Annotated in this window: 16 protein-coding genes; 8 read left to right on the top strand and 8 right to left on the bottom strand. The window is 49.6% G+C overall.

Annotated elements, in window-relative coordinates; all coding sequences use genetic code 11:
- Positions 1-44: 44 nt before the first annotated feature.
- Positions 45-92, top strand: a complete 48-nt coding sequence (spfP, locus tag A9B99_RS24560; RefSeq protein ID WP_071892919.1) for a small protein SpfP — start codon at positions 45-47, stop codon at positions 90-92.
- 90 nt (positions 93-182) lie between these two features.
- On the opposite strand, the gene yihA is transcribed toward spfP, so the two are convergent.
- Positions 183-830, bottom strand: coding sequence for a ribosome biogenesis GTP-binding protein YihA/YsxC (gene yihA / locus A9B99_RS07635; protein WP_064596270.1), 648 nt, complete (start codon positions 828-830; stop codon positions 183-185).
- A gap of 584 nt (positions 831-1,414) precedes the next feature.
- Here yihA and yihI point away from each other — a divergent pair.
- Positions 1,415-1,930 (top strand): Der GTPase-activating protein YihI, encoded by a 516-nt coding sequence (gene yihI, locus A9B99_RS07630; RefSeq protein WP_064596268.1) that lies wholly within the window; start codon positions 1,415-1,417, stop codon positions 1,928-1,930.
- A gap of 181 nt (positions 1,931-2,111) precedes the next feature.
- Positions 2,112-3,485, top strand: a complete 1,374-nt coding sequence (hemN, locus tag A9B99_RS07625; RefSeq protein WP_064596266.1) for an oxygen-independent coproporphyrinogen III oxidase — start codon at positions 2,112-2,114, stop codon at positions 3,483-3,485.
- 59 nt (positions 3,486-3,544) lie between these two features.
- Here hemN and A9B99_RS23805 read toward each other — a convergent pair whose 3' ends face one another.
- From A9B99_RS23805 to glnA, 4 genes are all read right to left on the bottom strand, one after another.
- The gene (locus A9B99_RS23805) at positions 3,545-3,667 is read right to left on the bottom strand and encodes a YshB family small membrane protein (protein WP_156519018.1); all 123 of its coding nucleotides are present in this window, start codon (positions 3,665-3,667) and stop codon (positions 3,545-3,547) included.
- Positions 3,668-3,775: 108 nt separating this feature from the next.
- Complete coding sequence (gene glnG, locus A9B99_RS07620; RefSeq protein WP_036115612.1) at positions 3,776-5,185, bottom strand: nitrogen regulation protein NR(I); 1,410 nt, start codon at positions 5,183-5,185, stop codon at positions 3,776-3,778.
- Positions 5,186-5,192: 7 nt separating this feature from the next.
- Positions 5,193-6,242, bottom strand: coding sequence for a nitrogen regulation protein NR(II) (glnL, locus tag A9B99_RS07615; protein WP_064596262.1), 1,050 nt, complete (start codon positions 6,240-6,242; stop codon positions 5,193-5,195).
- A gap of 148 nt (positions 6,243-6,390) precedes the next feature.
- Positions 6,391-7,800, bottom strand: coding sequence for a glutamate--ammonia ligase (glnA, locus tag A9B99_RS07610; RefSeq protein ID WP_064596292.1), 1,410 nt, complete (start codon positions 7,798-7,800; stop codon positions 6,391-6,393).
- 375 nt (positions 7,801-8,175) lie between these two features.
- Here glnA and typA point away from each other — a divergent pair, with 375 nt between their 5' ends.
- From typA to fabY, 4 genes are all read left to right on the top strand, one after another.
- Positions 8,176-9,996: a ribosome-dependent GTPase TypA gene (typA, locus tag A9B99_RS07605; protein WP_064596261.1), complete on the top strand. Its 1,821-nt coding sequence runs from the start codon at positions 8,176-8,178 to the stop codon at positions 9,994-9,996.
- A gap of 138 nt (positions 9,997-10,134) precedes the next feature.
- Entirely contained in the window at positions 10,135-10,740 is a 606-nt protein-coding gene (yihX, locus tag A9B99_RS07600; protein ID WP_064596260.1) for a glucose-1-phosphatase, read from the top strand.
- 35 nt (positions 10,741-10,775) lie between these two features.
- Complete coding sequence (dtd, locus tag A9B99_RS07595; RefSeq protein ID WP_064596256.1) at positions 10,776-11,213, top strand: D-aminoacyl-tRNA deacylase; 438 nt, start codon at positions 10,776-10,778, stop codon at positions 11,211-11,213.
- Positions 11,214-11,260: 47 nt separating this feature from the next.
- Positions 11,261-12,202 (top strand): fatty acid biosynthesis protein FabY, encoded by a 942-nt coding sequence (gene fabY, locus A9B99_RS07590; protein ID WP_064596254.1) that lies wholly within the window; start codon positions 11,261-11,263, stop codon positions 12,200-12,202.
- A 3-nt stretch (positions 12,203-12,205) separates the two neighbouring features.
- Here fabY and A9B99_RS07585 read toward each other — a convergent pair whose 3' ends face one another.
- Both A9B99_RS07585 and A9B99_RS07580 read right to left on the bottom strand, forming a co-directional pair.
- Positions 12,206-13,888 carry an AsmA family protein gene (locus A9B99_RS07585; protein WP_064596252.1) on the bottom strand — a complete coding sequence of 561 codons (1,683 nt, stop codon included), beginning with the start codon at positions 13,886-13,888 and terminating at the stop codon, positions 12,206-12,208.
- 182 nt (positions 13,889-14,070) lie between these two features.
- Positions 14,071-15,471: a nucleobase:cation symporter-2 family protein gene (locus tag A9B99_RS07580; RefSeq protein WP_064596249.1), complete on the bottom strand. Its 1,401-nt coding sequence runs from the start codon at positions 15,469-15,471 to the stop codon at positions 14,071-14,073.
- A 224-nt stretch (positions 15,472-15,695) separates the two neighbouring features.
- Between A9B99_RS07580 and gltS the strand changes: the two genes are divergently transcribed.
- A complete protein-coding gene (gene gltS, locus A9B99_RS07570) occupies positions 15,696-16,901 on the top strand; it encodes a sodium/glutamate symporter (protein WP_064596247.1) in 1,206 nt (401 codons plus the stop codon).
- 48 nt (positions 16,902-16,949) lie between these two features.
- On the opposite strand, the gene recG is transcribed toward gltS, so the two are convergent.
- On the bottom strand, positions 16,950-19,031 hold the full coding sequence (gene recG / locus A9B99_RS07565) for an ATP-dependent DNA helicase RecG (RefSeq protein WP_064596245.1): 2,082 nt from the start codon (positions 19,029-19,031) through the stop codon (positions 16,950-16,952).
- Position 19,032: the final 1 nt, after the last annotated feature.

The following is a 19,032-nucleotide window of genomic DNA, read 5'->3' as shown; positions in this document are numbered from 1 at the left end:
GCCAGAAAAAGAGTAGAGTTAGAGACGTAGGGTACAGAGGTAAGATGTTCTATCTTTCAGACCTTTTACTTCACGTAATCGGATTTGGCTGAATATTTTAGCCGCCCCAGTCATTAGTGACTGGGGCGTTTTTTATTGGGCAAAAGAAAAAACCGATACAAGCTTGTTGTACCGGTTTGTGCTTACTCTCCGTCTTCAGGAGACGGTTCTGCTTGTTCTTCTACCGGTGCGAGTTCACTAAACCAGCTGTCCAGCTTCTGCCGTAATTTATCCACCCCCAGTTTTTTCAGGGATGAGAATGCTTCTACCTGCACATCACCATTAAAAGCAAGTGCTGCTTCACGCACCATATTCAACTGGCTCTTGCGTGCACCACTGGCCAGTTTATCGGCCTTGGTGAGCAGCACAAGTACTGGAATATTGCTGTCAACTGCCCACATGATCATTTGCTGGTCAAGGTCTTTTAATGGATGTCGAATGTCCATTAAAACGACCAGGCCCTGTAAGCACTGGCGTTTTTGTAAATACTCACCCAGTGCACGTTGCCACTTGCGTTTCATTTCTTCTGGCACTTCGGCATAACCATAACCAGGTAAGTCAACCAGGCGTTTACCCTCAACAACTTCAAACAGGTTAATAAGTTGAGTGCGCCCGGGTGTTTTACTGGTACGGGCAAGGTTTTTTTGATTGGTCAGGGTATTCAGTGCGCTGGATTTTCCTGCATTGGAGCGCCCCGCAAACGCGACTTCAATACCTGTATCTCCAGGCAGGTGCCGGATATCCGGTGCGCTGGTGACAAAGTGCGTTAATTGATAATTCCAGTTAGTCAAAACGGTTCTCTCCGCTGGATAAATTTGCCGTGATTATACCTGAACCCGTGCCAAAGGCGGATTTTCTATGATGCTTTCCGTTAGAGCGAATTTTACATATTGAAAATGTAAGACATTTGCCATCATTTCAGCACGACATTGGCACTTTGTTATTTGCGACTATTTAATAATTATTATTAAAAACAGTGTGTTGTGACTATGGATATATCTGAAATAGCCATAATCTGAAACCATGTTTATTGCACGTTTAATTGAACAGCGTAAAGTATATACAAAATACAGGGATGCATCAGGGAGCAAACTCAGGGAGAGTTATTCAGGAGCGCCGGGAAAGCGAAGATAAGGATCGGGCAATTCTTTAATTATCACGGAAAGTGTTAAAGAGCTATCAGGAAAGCAGCAAGGAATGTTGCATGCCGAGGGAGGACAGGGGGTGTCTCAGGCGAACAAGGAATGTTGAACCCATGACGGGTGTCAAAACGAAAATGGCGGCGGGTTAACCTGCCGCCTTTTTTATTTGCCTGGTTTCTGCTAGATTTCGCCGCAAATCTATACTGAATAAAAAGGCTCAGAGAAGAACTGTCATGAAGCAACACGCCACTGCACCTCGCGGCAAAAGTCCGTCGAAATCGCGCAATAAAAAATCGCGTGAAGAACTCAACCAGGAAGGGCGCGAACGTAAGCGCCAGAAAAAACACCGTGGGAACCCTTCCGGCAGCCGTTCTGGTAATGAACAGGGTCGGCAAAATCATAAAGGCTCTCGTCAGCAAACAGATTCTCGTATTGGCAGTAAGAAGCCAGTCCTGTTAACCTCAGAACAGAACGTAACCAATCGGCAGTATAAACCTAAGAGTGAGAAGCCTATGCTGACACCCGAGGCAGAACTGGAAATGCTGGAAACGGATGAGCGTCTGGATGCGCTACTTGAACGGCTCGAAGAAGGGCAGGTATTAAGTGATGACGAGCAATCCTGGATTAATGAGAAACTGGATCGCATCGACGCATTGATGCAGCAACTGGGTCTTTCTTATGACGATGACGAATCAGAAGAAGAACAGACTGAAGATATGATGCGCCTGCTCAAAGGAGGCCATCACTGAATCTTGCGGCGTTTTGGATTTTACTCGTCGTCCTGCCAGTAATATGTTATCTGGCGTGGTTATTCGCTAAACTACAGCGCTTATCGCAGCGCCAAAAGTGGTTGCGCGGAAGAATAATTACGCGCGAAGTGGGCCGGCAAGCAGTGCTTGCCGGCCAGCAAGTACGCAGGAAGGAGTGAGAATGTCTGAGCACGTTGTTGACTGGGACCTGGCCCTTATCCAGAAATATAACTATTCCGGGCCACGCTATACTTCTTACCCCACTGCTCTTGAGTTTTCACCAGACTATTCGCTGGCAGATTTTTCTGTGGCAGTTAGCCGCTACCCTGAACGGCCCTTATCGTTGTATGTCCATATCCCGTTTTGCCACAAACTCTGCTACTTCTGTGGCTGTAATAAACAGATAACCCGTCAACAGCATAAAGCAGATCAGTATCTCGATTTCCTTGAAAAAGAAATCCGGCACCAGTCACCACTTTTTGCTTCCCGCACTGTAACCCAATTGCACTGGGGTGGCGGTACACCGACCTTTTTGCTTAAAGACCAGATAACTCGCCTGATGTCGTTGTTGCGTGAGAATTTTCATTTTGCGCCACAGGCTGAAATTTCTATTGAAGTTGATCCCCGGGAAATAGAACTGGATATTCTCGATCATTTGCGTGCCGAAGGGTTTAACCGGCTAAGCATGGGAGTCCAGGATTTTAATAAAGAAGTTCAGCGCCTGGTTAACCGTGAGCAGGATGAAGACTTCATTTTTACTCTGGTGAAGCGGGCAAAATCCCTTGGGTTTACATCAACTAATATCGACTTAATCTATGGTCTGCCGAAGCAGACACCGGAAAGCTTTGCGTTTACTTTACAGCGTGTGGCGGAATTAAACCCGGACCGGTTGAGTGTGTTTAATTATGCACATCTGCCGTCATTATTTGCGGCACAGCGCAAAATCAAAGATGGCGATTTGCCATCAGCCAGCCAGAAACTGGATATCCTCCAGCAAACTATTCAATTTCTTACTGAATCCGGCTATCAGTTTATTGGTATGGACCATTTTGCCCGCCCCGATGATGAACTGGCTGTAGCCCAACGGGCTGGTATTCTGCACCGCAATTTTCAGGGGTACACCACTCAGGGGGATACCGATTTATTGGGTATGGGAGTGTCAGCGATTAGCATGATCGGGGATAGTTATAGCCAGAACCAGAAAGAACTAAAAAGCTATTACCAGCAAGTTGAAGAACGGGGAAATGCGCTCTGGCGTGGTATCTCGTTGACCCGTGATGACTGTATTCGCCGTGATGTGATTAAAAACCTGATATGTAATTTCCGGCTTAACAAAAATGATATTGCGCAGCTGTGGCAACTTCAGTTTGATGATTATTTTTCTGAAGACCTGGCATTGCTTGCTCCCCTTGAGAAAGATGGCCTGGTGGCGACAGATGACTGCTCGGTTCAGGTAACGGCAAAAGGGCGGTTGCTGATTCGTAATATATGTATGTGCTTTGACTCGTATTTACGGCAAAAGGCACGCCAGCAGCAATTTTCTCGGGTGATTTAACAATAAAAAAGCGGGAATATAAATATCCCGCTTTTTTATTTGTACAGCACAAACAGACTTCAATTAAAGAAGTTTATCAGTGCTGCACATAATAGTGCTGCCACCGCAGTTTGTGGGGTATGGCTTGCAGCAAGGCCTGCGTCTGCGCCTTGCGACACAACCTGAATTAAGGATTCCAGCATGATGTTTCTCCAGCGTGAACGCGATAGATCATACTGAACCTGACGAGACAGTAAAGTACAAAATAGCAGCAATTTGCTGATAGCTTTGCATCTTTACAATTCATACCATCACTCCATCCCTAACTCTTTCAACTTCCTGGTCAGCGTGTTTCTTCCCCAGCCTAATAAACGTGCAGCTTCCTGTTTATGGCCCTGGGTATGACGCAGTGCTGTCGTCAATAATGTCCGTTCCATTTCTGGTTGTGCTTCAGATAATAAGTTTTGATGACCGGAACGCAGTGCTCTGTCTGCCCATTGTGCCAGCAACGTAGCCCAACTGTCTGGTAGTGCCTGGGTCGGACTGTCCGGCACGACACTTTCAAACAACTCTGTGGGCAAGTCCTGAATCAACACTTCCTGACCAGCAGCCATAACGGTCAGCCAGCGACAGGTATTCTCTAATTGCCGCACGTTCCCGGGCCAGGCCAGCCTGGTTAATGCTGCTTCTGTTTCCGGGTGCAGTTGTTTGGTTTCCACACCTAACTCCCGGGCCGCAATTTGCAGGAAATGGCGAGCAAGGCGAGGAATATCTTCCCTGCGTTCACGCAACGGTGGGAGATGAACACGGATAACATTAAGCCGGTGGAAAAGGTCTTCACGAAATTTCCCTTCCAGGACTCGTTGCTCCAGGTTTTGGTGCGTTGCGGCAATAATACGTACATCGACTTTTACCGGTGCATAGCCACCCACCCGGTAAAATTGCCCATCGGCCAGCACACGCAACAGGCGTGTTTGAACATCAAGAGGCATATCACCAATTTCATCAAGAAACAGTGTGCCACCATCTGCCTGTTCAAAGCGCCCCTGGCGAATTTGGTTGGCTCCGGTAAATGCCCCTTTCTCATGACCAAACAGCTCTGATTCAATTAAGTCCTTGGGAATGGCAGCCATATTCAGTGCGATGAATGGCGCTTTCACTCGCGGGCTGTGGCGGTGGAGTGCATGGGCAACCAGCTCTTTACCAGTACCGGATTCACCGTTAATCAATACACTAATTGAAGAACGGGATAACCGGCCAATAATGCGAAATACATCCTGCATTGCCGGCGCCTCACCAATAATATCGGTTGTCGGGCCGTTTACAGGTGCATTACGTGGTTGCTGCTGCTCCTGATAATGGCTGATTGCACGTTCAACCAGAGCGACAGCTTCATCGATATCAAAAGGTTTCGGCAGGTAATCAAAAGCCCCTTGCTGGTAGGCGCTTACCGCAGCATCCAGATCGGAATGTGCCGTCATAATGATGACCGGTAACATTGGGTGGCGCTGCTTGATTTGTTTTAACAATGCCAGGCCATCCATGCCAGGCATCCTGATATCGGACAACAATACATCCGGGGTTTTTGTCGCGAGTGCATCCAGCACTTCATTCCCATTTTCAAAGGTGGTACAACTCAACCCGGCTCCAGTGAGCGCGCGTTCAAGCACCCAACGGATGGAGCTATCGTCATCAACGATCCAGACTATCCCTCGTTGCATAAAGACCTCACTGGCGAATGGGCAGGTATACCGAGAATTCGGTATGGCCTGGCCAACTGTTAAATTCGATTTTTCCCGAATGCTGATCAATTAAATTGCGCGCAATGGATAACCCTAAACCAGTACCTCCTTCGCGGCCACTGACCATGGGGTAGAACAGCGTATCCTGTAAATGTGCTGGTATACCGGGCCCGTTATCTTCTATATCAATGCGGGCCGCAAGGCGGTAACGAACACCATGCAGTGTTAACTGGAATGCCGTACGAGTACGCAGCGTAATTTCACCACCCTCTTCCCCCAGCGCCTGGAGGGCATTACGAACGATGTTGAGTAACACCTGCTCAATTTGATCCGGGTCATGCGCTAACTCAGGAAGACTCGGGTCATAATCTCTGACCAGGGTAACGTTATCGGGCAGTTCCATTGACACTAATTTAACGACCCGCTCGGCAACTTTATGAATGCTTTCTGTTACATGCATGCCTGGTTGTTGTGGGCCAAGCAATCTGTCCACCAGATTACGCAGGCGATCTGCCTGCTCAATAATCACCTTGGTGTATTCTGTGAGTGATGGGTCTGGCAACGCTTTATTGAGTAACTGCGCCGCACCACGTAGTCCACCTAACGGGTTTTTAATTTCATGAGCCAGCCCTCTGACTAAATCGCGGGCTGCGACCTGTTGCGCTTGTTGCAACTGTTCCTGGCTCAGGCGACGCTGGTTATCCATCGGAGCCATTTCCAGCAGAATATAGCCTTCTGGCAACCGTTGCGCTGTGAGCGACAAAATATGAGAGCGCCCATCAATCACCAACGTCACTTCGTTATCAGTAAAACCCTGGCCGGCATTCAGGCTTTCTTGCATCAGCCCGATATTGAGCGAAAAGTAGCTCAGCAATTCTGGTAATGGCGTTCCATAAAGTTTGCGGGAACTTTGCGCCAGAAGTTGCTGCGCTGCCGGGTTCGCATAGTGAACCGCCAGGTTGTCATCAACCAGCAGAATGCTGTTGATGAGAGAATTAAGGATCTGCCCAGCATCGGGCAGTGCGCCGCTTGCCATTCAGCAGTCTCCGAATGTTGTGCACTGTTTTGGTGCTTTGTAGATATTGGTACAAAAAAGAGGCAAAAAACTTTATTGTCGGAGAAAAAAGCCCATCCGAAGATGGGCTGAAAGTTTCCACGGCAACAAAAAATGACTCTTTAATAAATCAGACGCTGTAGTACAGCTCGAATTCAACCGGATGCGGAGTCATACGCACACGATCGTTTTCTGCACGACGCAGTTCCAGGTAAGCGTCGATGGCATCATCAGTGAATACACCACCAGCAGTCAGGAACTCACGGTCTGCATCAAGTGCGTTCAGTGCTTCTTCCAGAGAGCCTGCAACCTGTGGGATTTCTGCTGCTTCTTCTGCAGGCAGGTCATACAGGTTTTTGTCCATTGCTTCGCCAGGATGGATTTTGTTTTTGATACCGTCCAGGCCAGCCATCATCAGTGCAGCAAAGCACAGGTACGGGTTAGCAGCCGGGTCCGGGAAGCGAACTTCGATACGGCGAGCTTTCGGAGATGCAACCACCGGAATACGGATTGAGGCAGAACGGTTACGGGCAGAGTAAGCCAGCATAACCGGTGCTTCATAACCCGGAACCAGGCGTTTGTAAGAGTTGGTTGATGGGTTAGCCAGGGCGTTGATTGCTTTAGCGTGTTTGATAACACCACCAATGTAGAACAGCGCTTCTTCTGACAGGCCAGCATATTTGTCGCCAGAGAACAGGTTTACACCGTTTTTGGACAGAGACATGTGGCAGTGCATACCAGAACCGTTATCACCAAACATCGGTTTTGGCATAAAGGTCGCTGTTTTACCAAATGCGTGAGCAACGTTGTGCACCACATATTTGTAGATCTGGATTTCGTCAGCTTTTTTGGTCAGGGTATTGAAGCGGGTAGCCACTTCGTTCTGGCCAGCAGTCGCAACTTCGTGGTGGTGAGCTTCAACAACCAGGCCCATCTGTTCCATGGTCAGACACATTTGAGAACGGATGTCTTGTGATGAGTCTACTGGCGGAACCGGGAAGTAACCACCTTTCACAGCAGGACGGTGACCTTTGTTACCGCCTTCGTATTTGGTATCAGAGTTCCATGCTGCTTCAATATCATCGATAGCAACGTGGCAACCGGAGATGTCACTTTTGAAGCGAACATCATCGAACAGGAAGAATTCAGGCTCAGGCCCAAACAGAACGGTATCAGCAATACCGGTAGAACGCAGGTATTCTTCAGCACGTTTTGCGATAGAGCGCGGGTCGCGGTCATAGCCCTGCATGGTAGCAGGTTCCAGAATGTCGCAACGGATGATCAGAGTCGGCTCTTCATAGAAGGGATCCAGAACAGCGGTAGAGGCGTCTGGCATCAGTACCATGTCTGATTCGTTGATACCTTTCCAGCCACCGATGGAAGAACCATCGAACATTTTGCCTTCTTCGAAAAAGTCAGCGTTAACCTGGTGGGCTGGAATAGTGACGTGCTGTTCTTTGCCTTTAGTATCGGTGAAGCGCAAATCAACGAACTTCACATCATGTTCATTCAGCATCGTCAAAACGTGTTCTGCGGACATACTTAAATCTCCTGGAATTGTCATTGTCGTCGTGGTAACGAATACTTCAAACACTTCAAAAAATGCGTTTGCCGTAATTTTGATTAAGCGAAAACTGTGCCAACTTTCAAAAATAGCCCAAAAGGCGTTATGATGCGCACCACCGTGAAAACGCACTGCACCACAATGGAAAGTATGCACTATTATAGTGCATGCGTGCTAATGTGATGCGCTTTTGTGGTGCATAAATGCGCACTGGTGCAAATCTGTGCTTCGTGAAAATGATCACAAACCCTGAAATGTAAGCTTGTTAGCAATAGATGTTTGTGATCCTGTTCAGTCCTTCGATTAATACGTGTACAATAGCGCGCTATTCCTAATGCCTGAGGCAAAGTTGTGATCGAAAATCTGCGTAACATCGCCATTATTGCGCACGTTGACCATGGTAAAACCACCCTGGTCGACAAGCTGCTGCAACAATCTGGCACGTTTGGTGAGCGTAATGAGCTGACCGAGCGCGTCATGGACTCCAACGACCTGGAGAAAGAGCGTGGGATTACCATCCTCGCGAAAAATACCGCCATTAACTGGCGCGACTACCGCATCAATATCGTGGACACCCCAGGGCACGCCGACTTTGGTGGTGAAGTAGAACGCGTTATGTCCATGGTTGACTCAGTTCTGCTGCTGGTAGACGCAATGGATGGCCCGATGCCGCAGACTCGTTTCGTAACGCAAAAAGCGTTTGCCTACGGTCTGAAACCAATTGTGGTTATCAACAAAGTTGACCGTCCTGGCGCACGCCCTGACTGGGTTGTTGATCAGGTGTTCGACCTGTTCGTTAACCTGGGTGCAACTGACGAACAGCTGGACTTCCCTATTGTTTACGCTTCTGCGTTAAATGGTATCGCAGGTCTTGATCACGAAGACATGGCTGAAGACATGACTCCGCTGTTCGAAGCCATTGTCAAACATGTGGCACCGCCAAGTGTTGACCTGAATGGCCCGTTCCAGATGCAAATCTCCCAGCTGGATTACAACAACTATGTTGGTGTTATCGGCATTGGGCGTATCAAACGCGGCGTGGTTAAACCGAACCAGCAAGTCACCATTGTCGACAGCGAAGGCAAACGTCGTAATGGCAAAGTTGGCCAGGTTCTGGGCCACATGGGTCTGCAACGTATTGAGTCTGCTTCTGCTGAAGCCGGCGATATCATTGCAATCACGGGTCTGGGTGATCTGAATATTTCCGACACCATCTGTGATCCGAACAATGTAGAAGCTCTGCCTGCGTTGACAGTCGATGAACCGACTGTGACCATGTTCTTCTGCGTAAACACCTCTCCGTTCTGTGGTAAAGAAGGTAAGTTCGTTACTTCCCGTCAGATTCTTGACCGACTGAAAAAAGAACTGGTGCACAACGTAGCTCTGCGTGTTGAAGAAACCCCAGACCCGGATGCTTTCCGTGTTTCTGGTCGTGGTGAACTGCACCTGTCTGTCCTGATTGAAAACATGCGTCGTGAAGGTTTCGAACTGGCGGTGTCTCGTCCTAAAGTTATCTTCCGTGAAATTGATGGCCGTACTCAGGAACCGTTTGAGCAGGTAACGCTGGATATCGAAGAACAGCACCAGGGTTCTGTAATGGAAGCACTGGGCCTGCGTAAAGGTGAAATGCGTGACATGATGCCAGATGGCAAAGGCCGCGTTCGTCTTGATTACATCATTCCAAGCCGTGGTCTGATTGGCTTCCGTACTGAATTCATGACCATGACTTCTGGTACTGGTCTGCTTTACGCTTCATTCAGCCACTATGATGACCTGCGTCCGGGTGAAATCGGTCAGCGCCAGAACGGCGTACTGATTTCCAATGGTCAGGGTAAAGCAGTTGCTTATGCACTGTACAGCCTGCAGGATCGCGGTAAGTTGTTCCTCGGCCATGGTGCTGAAGTGTATGAAGGCCAGATCATCGGTATTCACAGCCGCTCTAACGACCTGACTGTGAACTGCCTGACGGGTAAAAAACTGACCAACATGCGTGCATCCGGTACTGACGAAGCGACTACTCTGTCTCCGCCGGTTAAAATGACCCTGGAGCAGGCGCTGGAGTTTATCGATGATGACGAACTGGTAGAAGTAACGCCAACTTCTGTTCGTCTGCGTAAACGTCATCTGACTGAAAACGATCGCCGTCGCGCCACTCGCGGTCCGAAAGAATAATCACGTTTTTCTTTCGCTGGTACAGAACCCCGTCTTTTTTGGCGGGGTTTTTTTATGCCTTCTTGTTACCTGCCGGATAGTCAAATCAAGCGATTACCGCTACAGTTAATTCTCCATGGCCTCACTGGAGAAGATGCAATGCTTTATATCTTTGACCTTGGGAATGTCATTATCGATATCGACTTTAACCGTGTGCTTGGCACCTGGAGCCACTATACCCATGTACCGCTGGCCAGAGTAAAGGAGCGTTTTCATATGGGGGAGAGTTTTCAGCGCCATGAGCGTGGGGAAATTAGTGATGATGTGTTTATTCAGAATATGTCACATGAACTGTGTTTACCCCTGAGCCCGGAGCAATTTACTGAAGGCTGGCAGGCTGTATTTGTGGGTTTGCGCCCTGAGGTTATCGATATCATGCGCTCATTGCGCTCGCAGCAACAGCGAGTGGTGGTGTTGTCTAATACCAACCTGTTGCATACGTTGTTCTGGCGTGAGCGCTGGCCTGAAGTGGATGATGCTGCTTCACATGTCTACCTTTCTCATGAAATCGGGATGCGTAAACCTGAACCTGAGATTTATCAATATGTTCTGAGCCAGGAAGGTGTGGCAGCCAGTGATGCCGTATTTTTTGATGACAACCATGAGAATATTAATGCGGCTCAGCAATTGGGTATAACCAGTGTATTAGTCGATGATCGTAAACGTATTCCTGCCTGGTTTGCTGAACACAACCCGGTTACCTGACTTGATTGTCTCCATTCATCCAATAAGAATTCATCATGATTGCTTTAATACAACGTGTGTCTGAAGCCTGCGTAAAGGTGGATGACATGATTACTGGTCAGATTGGTCCCGGACTTTTAGTGTTATTAGGTGTCGAAAAAGAAGATACCCACCAGAAAGCAGATCGTTTGTGTGAGCGTGTGCTTGGTTACCGCATTTTTCAGGACGAAAATGACAAAATGAACCTGAATGTTCAGCAGGCTGGTGGCAGCGTTCTGGTGGTTTCTCAGTTTACATTGCCGGCAGATACCAGCCGTGGCATGCGTCCGGGGTTTTCTCGTGGTGCACCACCAGACATGGCGAATGCATTTTACGAATATTTTGTTGAGCGTTGCCGTATGCAGGGAGTCGCAACGGAAACCGGGCGTTTTGCTGCGGATATGAAGGTGTCTTTGGTGAATGACGGCCCGGTAACGTTCTGGTTGCAAACATGAACCACCTGGCCCTGCAACGATATCGGGCGACAAGAGAGAATACGCATATGTATCACCTGCGCGTACCACAAACAGAAGAAGAACTTGAACGCTACTACCAATTTCGCTGGGAGATGCTGCGCAAACCTTTGCACCAGCCAAAAGGCTCTGAACGTGATGCCTGGGATGCAATGGCGCACCATCAAATGGTTGTGGATGAAGAAGGCAATCCTGTCGCAGTTGGCCGGCTGTATGTGAATGCTGATAATGAAGCAGCGATTCGCTTTATGGCTGTTGATCCCTCCGTTCAGGATAAAGGCCTGGGGACACTGGTGGCGATGACACTGGAATCTGTTGCCCGGCAGGAAGGTGTAAAACGTGTGGTTTGTAGTGCCCGTGAAGATGCCGTTGAGTTCTTTGCCAAACTGGGCTTCGTGAACCAGGGGGAAATAACCACGCCTCAGACTACACCGGTACGCCATTTTCTGATGATAAAACCCATCCAGACACTGGATGATATTTTGCACCGTGCCGACTGGTGTGGTCAGCTTCAGCAGGCCTGGTATCAGCACATTCCATTGAGTGAGAAAATGGGTGTGCGCATTTTGCAGTATACCGGGCAGAAGTTTATTACCACCATGCCGGAAACAGGTAACCAAAACCCGCATCATACCTTATTTGCCGGGAGCTTATTCTCGCTGGCAACACTGACTGGTTGGGGGCTTATCTGGCTGATGCTACGTGAGCGCCATTTAGGCGGAACCATTATTTTGGCTGATGCACACATTCGCTACAGCAAGCCGATCGCCGGTAAACCGGGGGCTGAGGCCAGCCTTGAAACACTCAGTGGTGATCTTGACCGCCTGGCCCGTGGGCGCAAATCACGCGTACAGTTGCAGGTTAAATTATTTGGCGATGACCATCTGGGAGCAGTATTCGAAGGGGTGTATATGGTGCTTCCGGCGCAACCGTTCGGTGCGCTGGAAGCGGGTGGGAATGAGGAGGAGTAAGGGTTAACTCCCCGTGACGGTTCCCTGATGCATGGTTTGCTGAGCCTGCTCGCCTTTGCTGTCTGTCAGGTGTAGTGTGCCATTCATGCCGGGCGCAAGGGGTAACCCGGCCTGTAAACGACCTTGCAGTGACAATTGCAGGTTACCATTGCCAGAAAGCGGAACGTCTGGCCAACCCCAGTTATGCAGAATATTCAGGGGAACCCCTTTCCCTGAAAGCTGTAACGAGATTGCCCGTTCTGCTGTCTGGCTTACCTGCGCTTTAGCATCAAGCAACCCTTTATCTGTAAACGCGCTGAGCTCTGTTACTGCAATATTATCAGGTGTGGCCGTCAAACTGACAGATGGTCGCCGGACATCTACTTTATTGAAGGTTGCCCCTGCGGCGGCAAAGTTCAGCTTACCCTGCCAGATTCCCCACTGATTATCTTTTACCAGTGTAAGGCCAGTGCCATCACCATCCAGTGAGGTAAACTGGAAGGGAAAATCGGGATTAATATCAATCAGTAAATTACGGCTGGCGGAAAAACGCCCAACAGTCAGCGTCCGAAGCCAGTCTGGCAAAGCGGTTTGCCACCAGGTTTTCCACTGTGCGGGTAGTGTGTATTCCAGCCCGGCAACGGCAACCTCATTCAGTGCCAGAGTATGAGATTGTCGCAACCACTGCCCGTCGGCACGAATCATCCCGCGCTCCCAGCGTGACGAAAACTGGCGGATTTTGATGCCATCTGCAGACAAATCTGCATTAAAAATTGGGTCTGTGAACTGGAACGGCCCATAAATAATATCGCTGGCATTCAGGGATATTTGCCCGTCACTGCTGCTCCACTCGCCTTTTGCCAGGGTCAGGTTGCGCAGACTGAAGTTCAAATCGGTAATTGCCCATTGTGGCCCTTCCATGCGAGCGCCGGTCACTTCCAGTCGGTCAATCATTAATGAAGGTGGGGTGGTTAACGGGGCCAGAAAATCCACCAGTGATTTAGCCGTTTGCAGGCGAATATCATTAAGCCGTAGCATCTCAATTTCCCAACTACCGTCAGAATTGCGCCGGGCACTGGCTGTTAATGCTCCGCGTGCGATATCAGCGCCCACGGTTTGCAGAATAACTTCCTGCTGAGCGATTTTGCCCTGTATCAGTACATTTGTAGCCGGGATACCATTCAGTGACAACGAACCGGCACTGAGCTGTATTTGGGTGTTTCGCCCCAGAATACTGCCGGGTTCAGGTTTCCAGGGCACCAGCCCACCACTTACCCGCTGTGCGGTGAGATCCCAGCCAGTCTCCGGGCTGTTAATAGCCATGTTGGTGAGTTGTAACCGCTCAGCCTGAAAAGGTAGTGGTGCGGCAGAAGGTAATAAGTTCAGGGTACCGCCCTCTAACAGGATGGTATCCACATGCAGAGGCTCTGAAAACTGCCGTGCACTCAGGCCAATATCCACCTGCTTTGCCACCAGGGTGGCTGAATGGCCCTTTCTGCCAAAAGTAACACCAGACAACATGACATGGTCCGGGGAACGCCAGGAGTGCGAAACAGACTGAATTTTTAAATCATAACCTGTGTTGTTATTCACCCAGCGGACAATTTTTCCGGTGCCCCACGGGGTTTGCACCACAAAATACCCTGCAACCAGCACCGCAAAGACGACGAGCAGCAGTGCGAAAATTAACTTTCCTGCGAATTTCATAGTCTTCCATCCTGCGCAGATATCATTCGGGTGTTATGCCTTAAAAATATACAGACCTCAAGGGTGGATATGTGAGGAGTTACATCCGTAAGCAAGGAATGGCGAGAAAACAGGCAGAATGCCGGGAAAACATGTTGGTATTAGCCCGGTTTTGCAACCGGGCTTACCGAATAACACAGCCGTTATTGTTTTTCTTTTTCTTGCGGGAAAATCAGGTTAAGCAGGATAGCGGTGATCCCACCTGCGGCAATCCCGGAAGAGAGCATATTTTTCAGCCAGTCAGGCGCAAACTGTAGAATCAACGGCTGCTGAGAAACGCCCAAACCCACCGCCAGCGACAATGCAATTATCAGAATGGCACGGCGGTTTAACGGTTCACGAGACACAATTCGGACACCTGAAGCGGCTATGGTGCCAAACATCACAATGGTGGCACCCCCCAGAACAGGTTCAGGAATATGTTGTACAAATCCACTCACAGCTGGAAACAGGCCCAAAATGATGAGCATCAGTGCAACCACAAAACCGACATAGCGGCTTGCTACACCGGTTAACTGAATCACTCCGTTGTTTTGCCCAAAGCAGGAGTTCGGGAAGGTATTGAAAATAGCGGAAACCATTGAGTTCAGGCCATTTGCCAGGACACCACCTTTCAGGCGCTTCATGTATAACGGCCCGGACACCGGTTGTTCTGAGACATCCGATGTGGCCGTAATATCACCAATTGTTTCCAGCGAGGTCACCATAAATACCAACATCAGCGGAACCAACAGATTCCAGTCAAAGCCGAGGCCGTAATAAAGCGGCGTTGGAACCATAATCAGCGACTGGTTAGCGGCTGTGGTGTTGTCGGGCAGCATGTCCATAAGCCCTGCAGCAAGGTAGCCGATTGCCATGGCAATCACCAGCGATGCAACCCGTAAATAAGGGTTACGCTGGCGGTTAAGCAGAATAATGACGGCCAGAACTATCCCAGCCAGTAACAGGTTTTTAGGGGAGCCAAAGCTGTGGTCGTTCATGGCAGCGTAACCACCACCAATAGACGTCAGGCCGACCTGAATCAGTGATAACCCGATAATCATGACCACTACGCCGGAAACCAGTGGTGTGATAATGCGCCGGGCAAGGTGCAGAACGCGCGACAGTACCATTTCGGTACAGCTTGCCAGCATCAATGTGCCAAACAGCGCCGCCATCATTGTAGGGATATCCGCACCGCCATTTTTCAGTGCCAGGCCTCCCATAATTAATGGAGATACGAAGTTAAAGCTGGTTCCCTGAATGGATAATAAACCTGAACCGACTGGTCCCCAGGCTTTAATTTGAATGATAGATGCCACACCGGAAGCAAATAGCGACATGCTAATGATGTGTTGAGTATCCGCAGCTGGTAACCCCAGCGCCTGGCAGATTAATAGTGCAGGAGTGATTACCGCGACAAACATGGCCAACAAGTGCTGGCAGGCAGCAAACAAGGTTTGCGGCAAAGGCGGCCTGTCTTCCAGGTGATAAATAAGTTCACTGTTACGCAATGGCTGGGCAACCGTTTGCGCACTTTCTGCTTCTGAATGGCTGGCGGACATTATTGGGATATCTCATGGTGGAAAAGCGGTGATTTTATCGGACTAAATGGTAAAAGCAAACGGTTGCTTTTTGTAACAACGATGTTAATAACGGCAAATCTGGTTTTTATGCTAATCTCTGGCTGTTTTTTAGTTAGAATGATGCGTCTATCCACTTTTTGGTGATATTTCTTATTACAGGACGATAGCGTGCAGCAACTGATGCGCACATGGAGTATTTCAATATGTTTCATCTCGATACCTTATCTACGCTGGTCGCGGCGACCCTTGTCCTATTGCTGGGGCGCAAACTGGTTCAAACCGTACCAATCCTGAAAAAATACACTATTCCTGAACCCGTCGCGGGTGGCTTACTGGTCGCTCTGGCATTGCTATTGCTCAAACTCACAACTGACTGGGAAGTTGAGTTTGATATGTCGTTGAAAGACCCGTTAATGCTGGCTTTTTTTGCCACTATTGGGTTGAATGCCAATATCGCCAGTCTGCGCTCGGGCGGCAAAGTCCTTGGTACATTTTTGATTGTTGTTGTCGGTCTGTTACTAATGCAGAACGCCATCGGTATTGGTATGGCAAAGGTGTTGGGGCTTGACCCGTTAATGGGATTGTTGGCCGGGTCGATTACGCTGTCTGGTGGGCATGGTACAGGTGCTGCGTGGAGTAAACTATTTACCGAGCGTTACGGGTTTGAAAATGCGACTGAAGTGGCAATGGCCTGCGCAACATTTGGTTTGGTGCTGGGTGGGCTGATTGGTGGCCCGGTCGCACGTTATCTGGTCAAACATTCATCCACACCGGACGGTACTCCGGATGATAACGCTGTACCCACTGCATTCGAAAAGCCAGATATTGGCCGCATGATCACTTCACTGGTACTGGTGGAAACCATTGCCATGATTGCCATTTGCTTGACACTGGGGCGCATTGTCGCTCAGCTGTTGCAAGGGACAGTACTTGAACTGCCTACATTTGTTTGCGTGTTGTTTGTCGGTGTCATCCTCAGTAATACTCTGTCTGCTATTGGTTTCTACCAGGTATTTGATCGAGCGGTATCAGTTCTCGGTAACGTCAGTCTTTCCTTGTTTCTTGCCATGGCATTAATGAGCCTGAAATTATGGGAACTGGCTTCTCTGGCATTGCCGATGCTGGCGATTCTGGCGGTGCAGGCACTGTCCATGGCGCTGTATGCTATCTTCGTGACATGGCGATTGATGGGCAAGAACTATGATGCGTCTGTACTGGCTGCCGGGCATTGTGGATTTGGCCTGGGGGCAACGCCAACGGCTATTGCGAATATGCAGGCAATTACTGACCGTTTCGGGCCATCACATATGGCGTTTCTGGTGGTTCCCATGGTGGGTGCATTCTTCATTGATATTGTGAATGCGCTGGTCATTAAGCTCTATTTATTACTGCCAATTTTTGGTGCATAACACATTGCATGTTAAACAATACCCTGCGGTTTTGATAACCGTGGGGTATCAGGCATTAGAATAACGCTCAGTTTCTGGCATCCAGCGCTCAATGAGAGCGAGTGCCTGTTGGGGGTATTTTTCATGAATGTGGCGCGCTACGCGTTGTACTTCCGGTATCATTCTCTGGTCGCGTAACAGGTCTGCGACTTTAAACTCGGCATTCCCGGTTTGCCTGGTGCCCAGTAATTCCCCCGGTCCTCGAATTTCCAGGTCTTTTTGAGCAATCACAAACCCATCGTTACTGTCGCGCAGCACCTGCAAACGCATTTGCGCCGTTTTGGATAACGGTGATTTGTAGAGCAGGACACAATGTGAGGCTACCGCACCACGGCCAACACGCCCTCGTAACTGGTGTAACTGGGCCAGCCCAAGGCGCTCCGGGTTTTCAATGATCATCAGACTGGCGTTGGGAACATCAACCCCAACTTCAATTACCGTGGTAGCAACTAGCAGATGCAGTTTCCCGGATTTAAAATCCTGCATGACCGCCTGCTTTTCTTGCGGTTTCATGCGGCCATGAACCAGACCAACAGATAAATCTGGCAACGTGTTTTTTAGCTCCTCCCATGTCGCTTCCGCTGCCTGGGCTTCCAGTAGCTCAGATTCTTCAATCAACGTACACACCCAGTAAGCCTGACGCCCTTCTTGTGCACAGGCATGGCGAACGCGCTCAATAATATCCGGGCGGCGAGAATCAGGAATGGCAACCGTTGTCACAGGTGTTCTGCCCGGTGGTAATTCATCAATTACCGAGGTATCCAGATCTGCATAGGCTGTCATCGCAAGTGTGCGGGGTATAGGGGTTGCGGTCATAATTAACTGGTGTGGGTGGAAGCCTTGTTTCTCACCTTTTTCCCACAAAGCCAGGCGCTGGTGGACCCCAAAGCGGTGCTGTTCATCAATAATTACCAGAGCCAGGTTATGAAACTCAACCTGTTCCTGGAAAATAGCATGGGTGCCAACAATCATTTGTACCTGGCCGCTGGCGATGGCTTCCTGTTGAGCCTGACGTGCTTTACCCTTCTGTTTTCCCGCCAGCCAGCCCACCTGAATCCCGAGTGGTTCAAACCAGGCTGCAAAGTTAGCTGCATGCTGTTCAGCCAGTAATTCAGTGGGTGCCATTAATGCCACCTGGCACCCATCGGCAATCGCACGTAACGCTGCAAGGGCGGAAACCAGCGTCTTCCCTGACCCGACATCGCCCTGAACCAGACGCATCATCGGTGTATCCTGTGCCATATCCTGCTCAATTTCCGCCACAACGCGTTGCTGCGCGCCTGTGGGAGCAAAAGGGAGCTGGGTGAGAAAGTTATGCTTGAGTGCATCATCTTCAGGCAAAGGGCGTGCGTGATAACGCCGTGCTCCTGCCCTTAACGCCAGCATACTCAGGTTATGCGCCAGTAACTCTTCCATAATCAGGCGGCGCTGAGCCGGATGTTGCCCGGCTTCCAGGTCAGCCAGTTGTAATGAAGGCGGGGGGCGGTGGAGTGTGTGCAATGCCTGCTGAAGGCTCAGCATTCCCTGTGCCAGCTCTTGTGGCAATAGCTCTGCAATGGCGCAGCTGTCCAGCAGTTCCAGCGCCTGGTCGGTGAGTTTACGTAGCGTAGCCTGGCGCACACCTTCTGTTGTGGGGTAAACCGGGGTCAGCGTTTCCTGTAATGCAGGCGCACTGGCATCATCCTGTAAACGATACTCCGGGTGAATCATCTCTGTCCCGTGGTTACCGCGCTTTGCTTCGCCATAAGCCAGTACTCGCCGCCCTGTTGCCAGGCTGTTTTTCATTGCTGCATTAAAATTGAAAAACCGCATGGTCAGAATACCGCTACCATCGCTTATCTGGCATACCATCATGCGACGCCTGCCAAATTGCACGGTGCAGTTCAGTACTTCCCCCTCAACGGTTGCGTAAACACCTGGCAGCAAATCCCCTATTGCATAGAGTTGCGTGCGGTCTTCGTAGCGTAACGGGAGATGTAGCAGGAGATCCTGGATGGTATGAAGGCCGATTTTTGCCAGTTTATTGCTCTGGCTGGCACCTACACCAGTCAGTGTACTGAGAGGGATGGCATCCAGCAGGCGGCCTTTCATG

The organism is Mangrovibacter phragmitis, assembly GCF_001655675.1.
Lineage (GTDB): Bacteria > Pseudomonadota > Gammaproteobacteria > Enterobacterales > Enterobacteriaceae > Mangrovibacter > Mangrovibacter phragmitis.
The sequence above is the reverse complement of the archived record's forward strand: the minus strand, read 5'-3'. Positions and strand labels throughout refer to the sequence as shown.

What these genes read in the sequence shown, in the direction of transcription:
- yihI (WP_064596268.1), top strand. Translation starts at nt 1,415, where the DNA reads ATGAAGCAACACGCCACTGCACCTCGCGGCAAAAGTCCGTCGAAATCG.
- hemN (WP_064596266.1), top strand. Translation starts at nt 2,112, where the DNA reads ATGTCTGAGCACGTTGTTGACTGGGACCTGGCCCTTATCCAGAAATAT.
- A9B99_RS23805 (WP_156519018.1), bottom strand. Translation starts at nt 3,667, where the DNA reads ATGCTGGAATCCTTAATTCAGGTTGTGTCGCAAGGCGCAGACGCAGGC.
- glnG (WP_036115612.1), bottom strand. Translation starts at nt 5,185, where the DNA reads ATGCAACGAGGGATAGTCTGGATCGTTGATGACGATAGCTCCATCCGT.
- glnL (WP_064596262.1), bottom strand. Translation starts at nt 6,242, where the DNA reads ATGGCAAGCGGCGCACTGCCCGATGCTGGGCAGATCCTTAATTCTCTC.
- glnA (WP_064596292.1), bottom strand. Translation starts at nt 7,800, where the DNA reads ATGTCCGCAGAACACGTTTTGACGATGCTGAATGAACATGATGTGAAG.
- yihX (WP_064596260.1), top strand. Translation starts at nt 10,135, where the DNA reads ATGCTTTATATCTTTGACCTTGGGAATGTCATTATCGATATCGACTTT.
- dtd (WP_064596256.1), top strand. Translation starts at nt 10,776, where the DNA reads ATGATTGCTTTAATACAACGTGTGTCTGAAGCCTGCGTAAAGGTGGAT.
- fabY (WP_064596254.1), top strand. Translation starts at nt 11,261, where the DNA reads ATGTATCACCTGCGCGTACCACAAACAGAAGAAGAACTTGAACGCTAC.
- A9B99_RS07585 (WP_064596252.1), bottom strand. Translation starts at nt 13,888, where the DNA reads ATGAAATTCGCAGGAAAGTTAATTTTCGCACTGCTGCTCGTCGTCTTT.
- A9B99_RS07580 (WP_064596249.1), bottom strand. Translation starts at nt 15,471, where the DNA reads ATGTCCGCCAGCCATTCAGAAGCAGAAAGTGCGCAAACGGTTGCCCAG.
- gltS (WP_064596247.1), top strand. Translation starts at nt 15,696, where the DNA reads ATGTTTCATCTCGATACCTTATCTACGCTGGTCGCGGCGACCCTTGTC.
- recG (WP_064596245.1), bottom strand. Translation starts at nt 19,031, where the DNA reads ATGAAAGGCCGCCTGCTGGATGCCATCCCTCTCAGTACACTGACTGGT.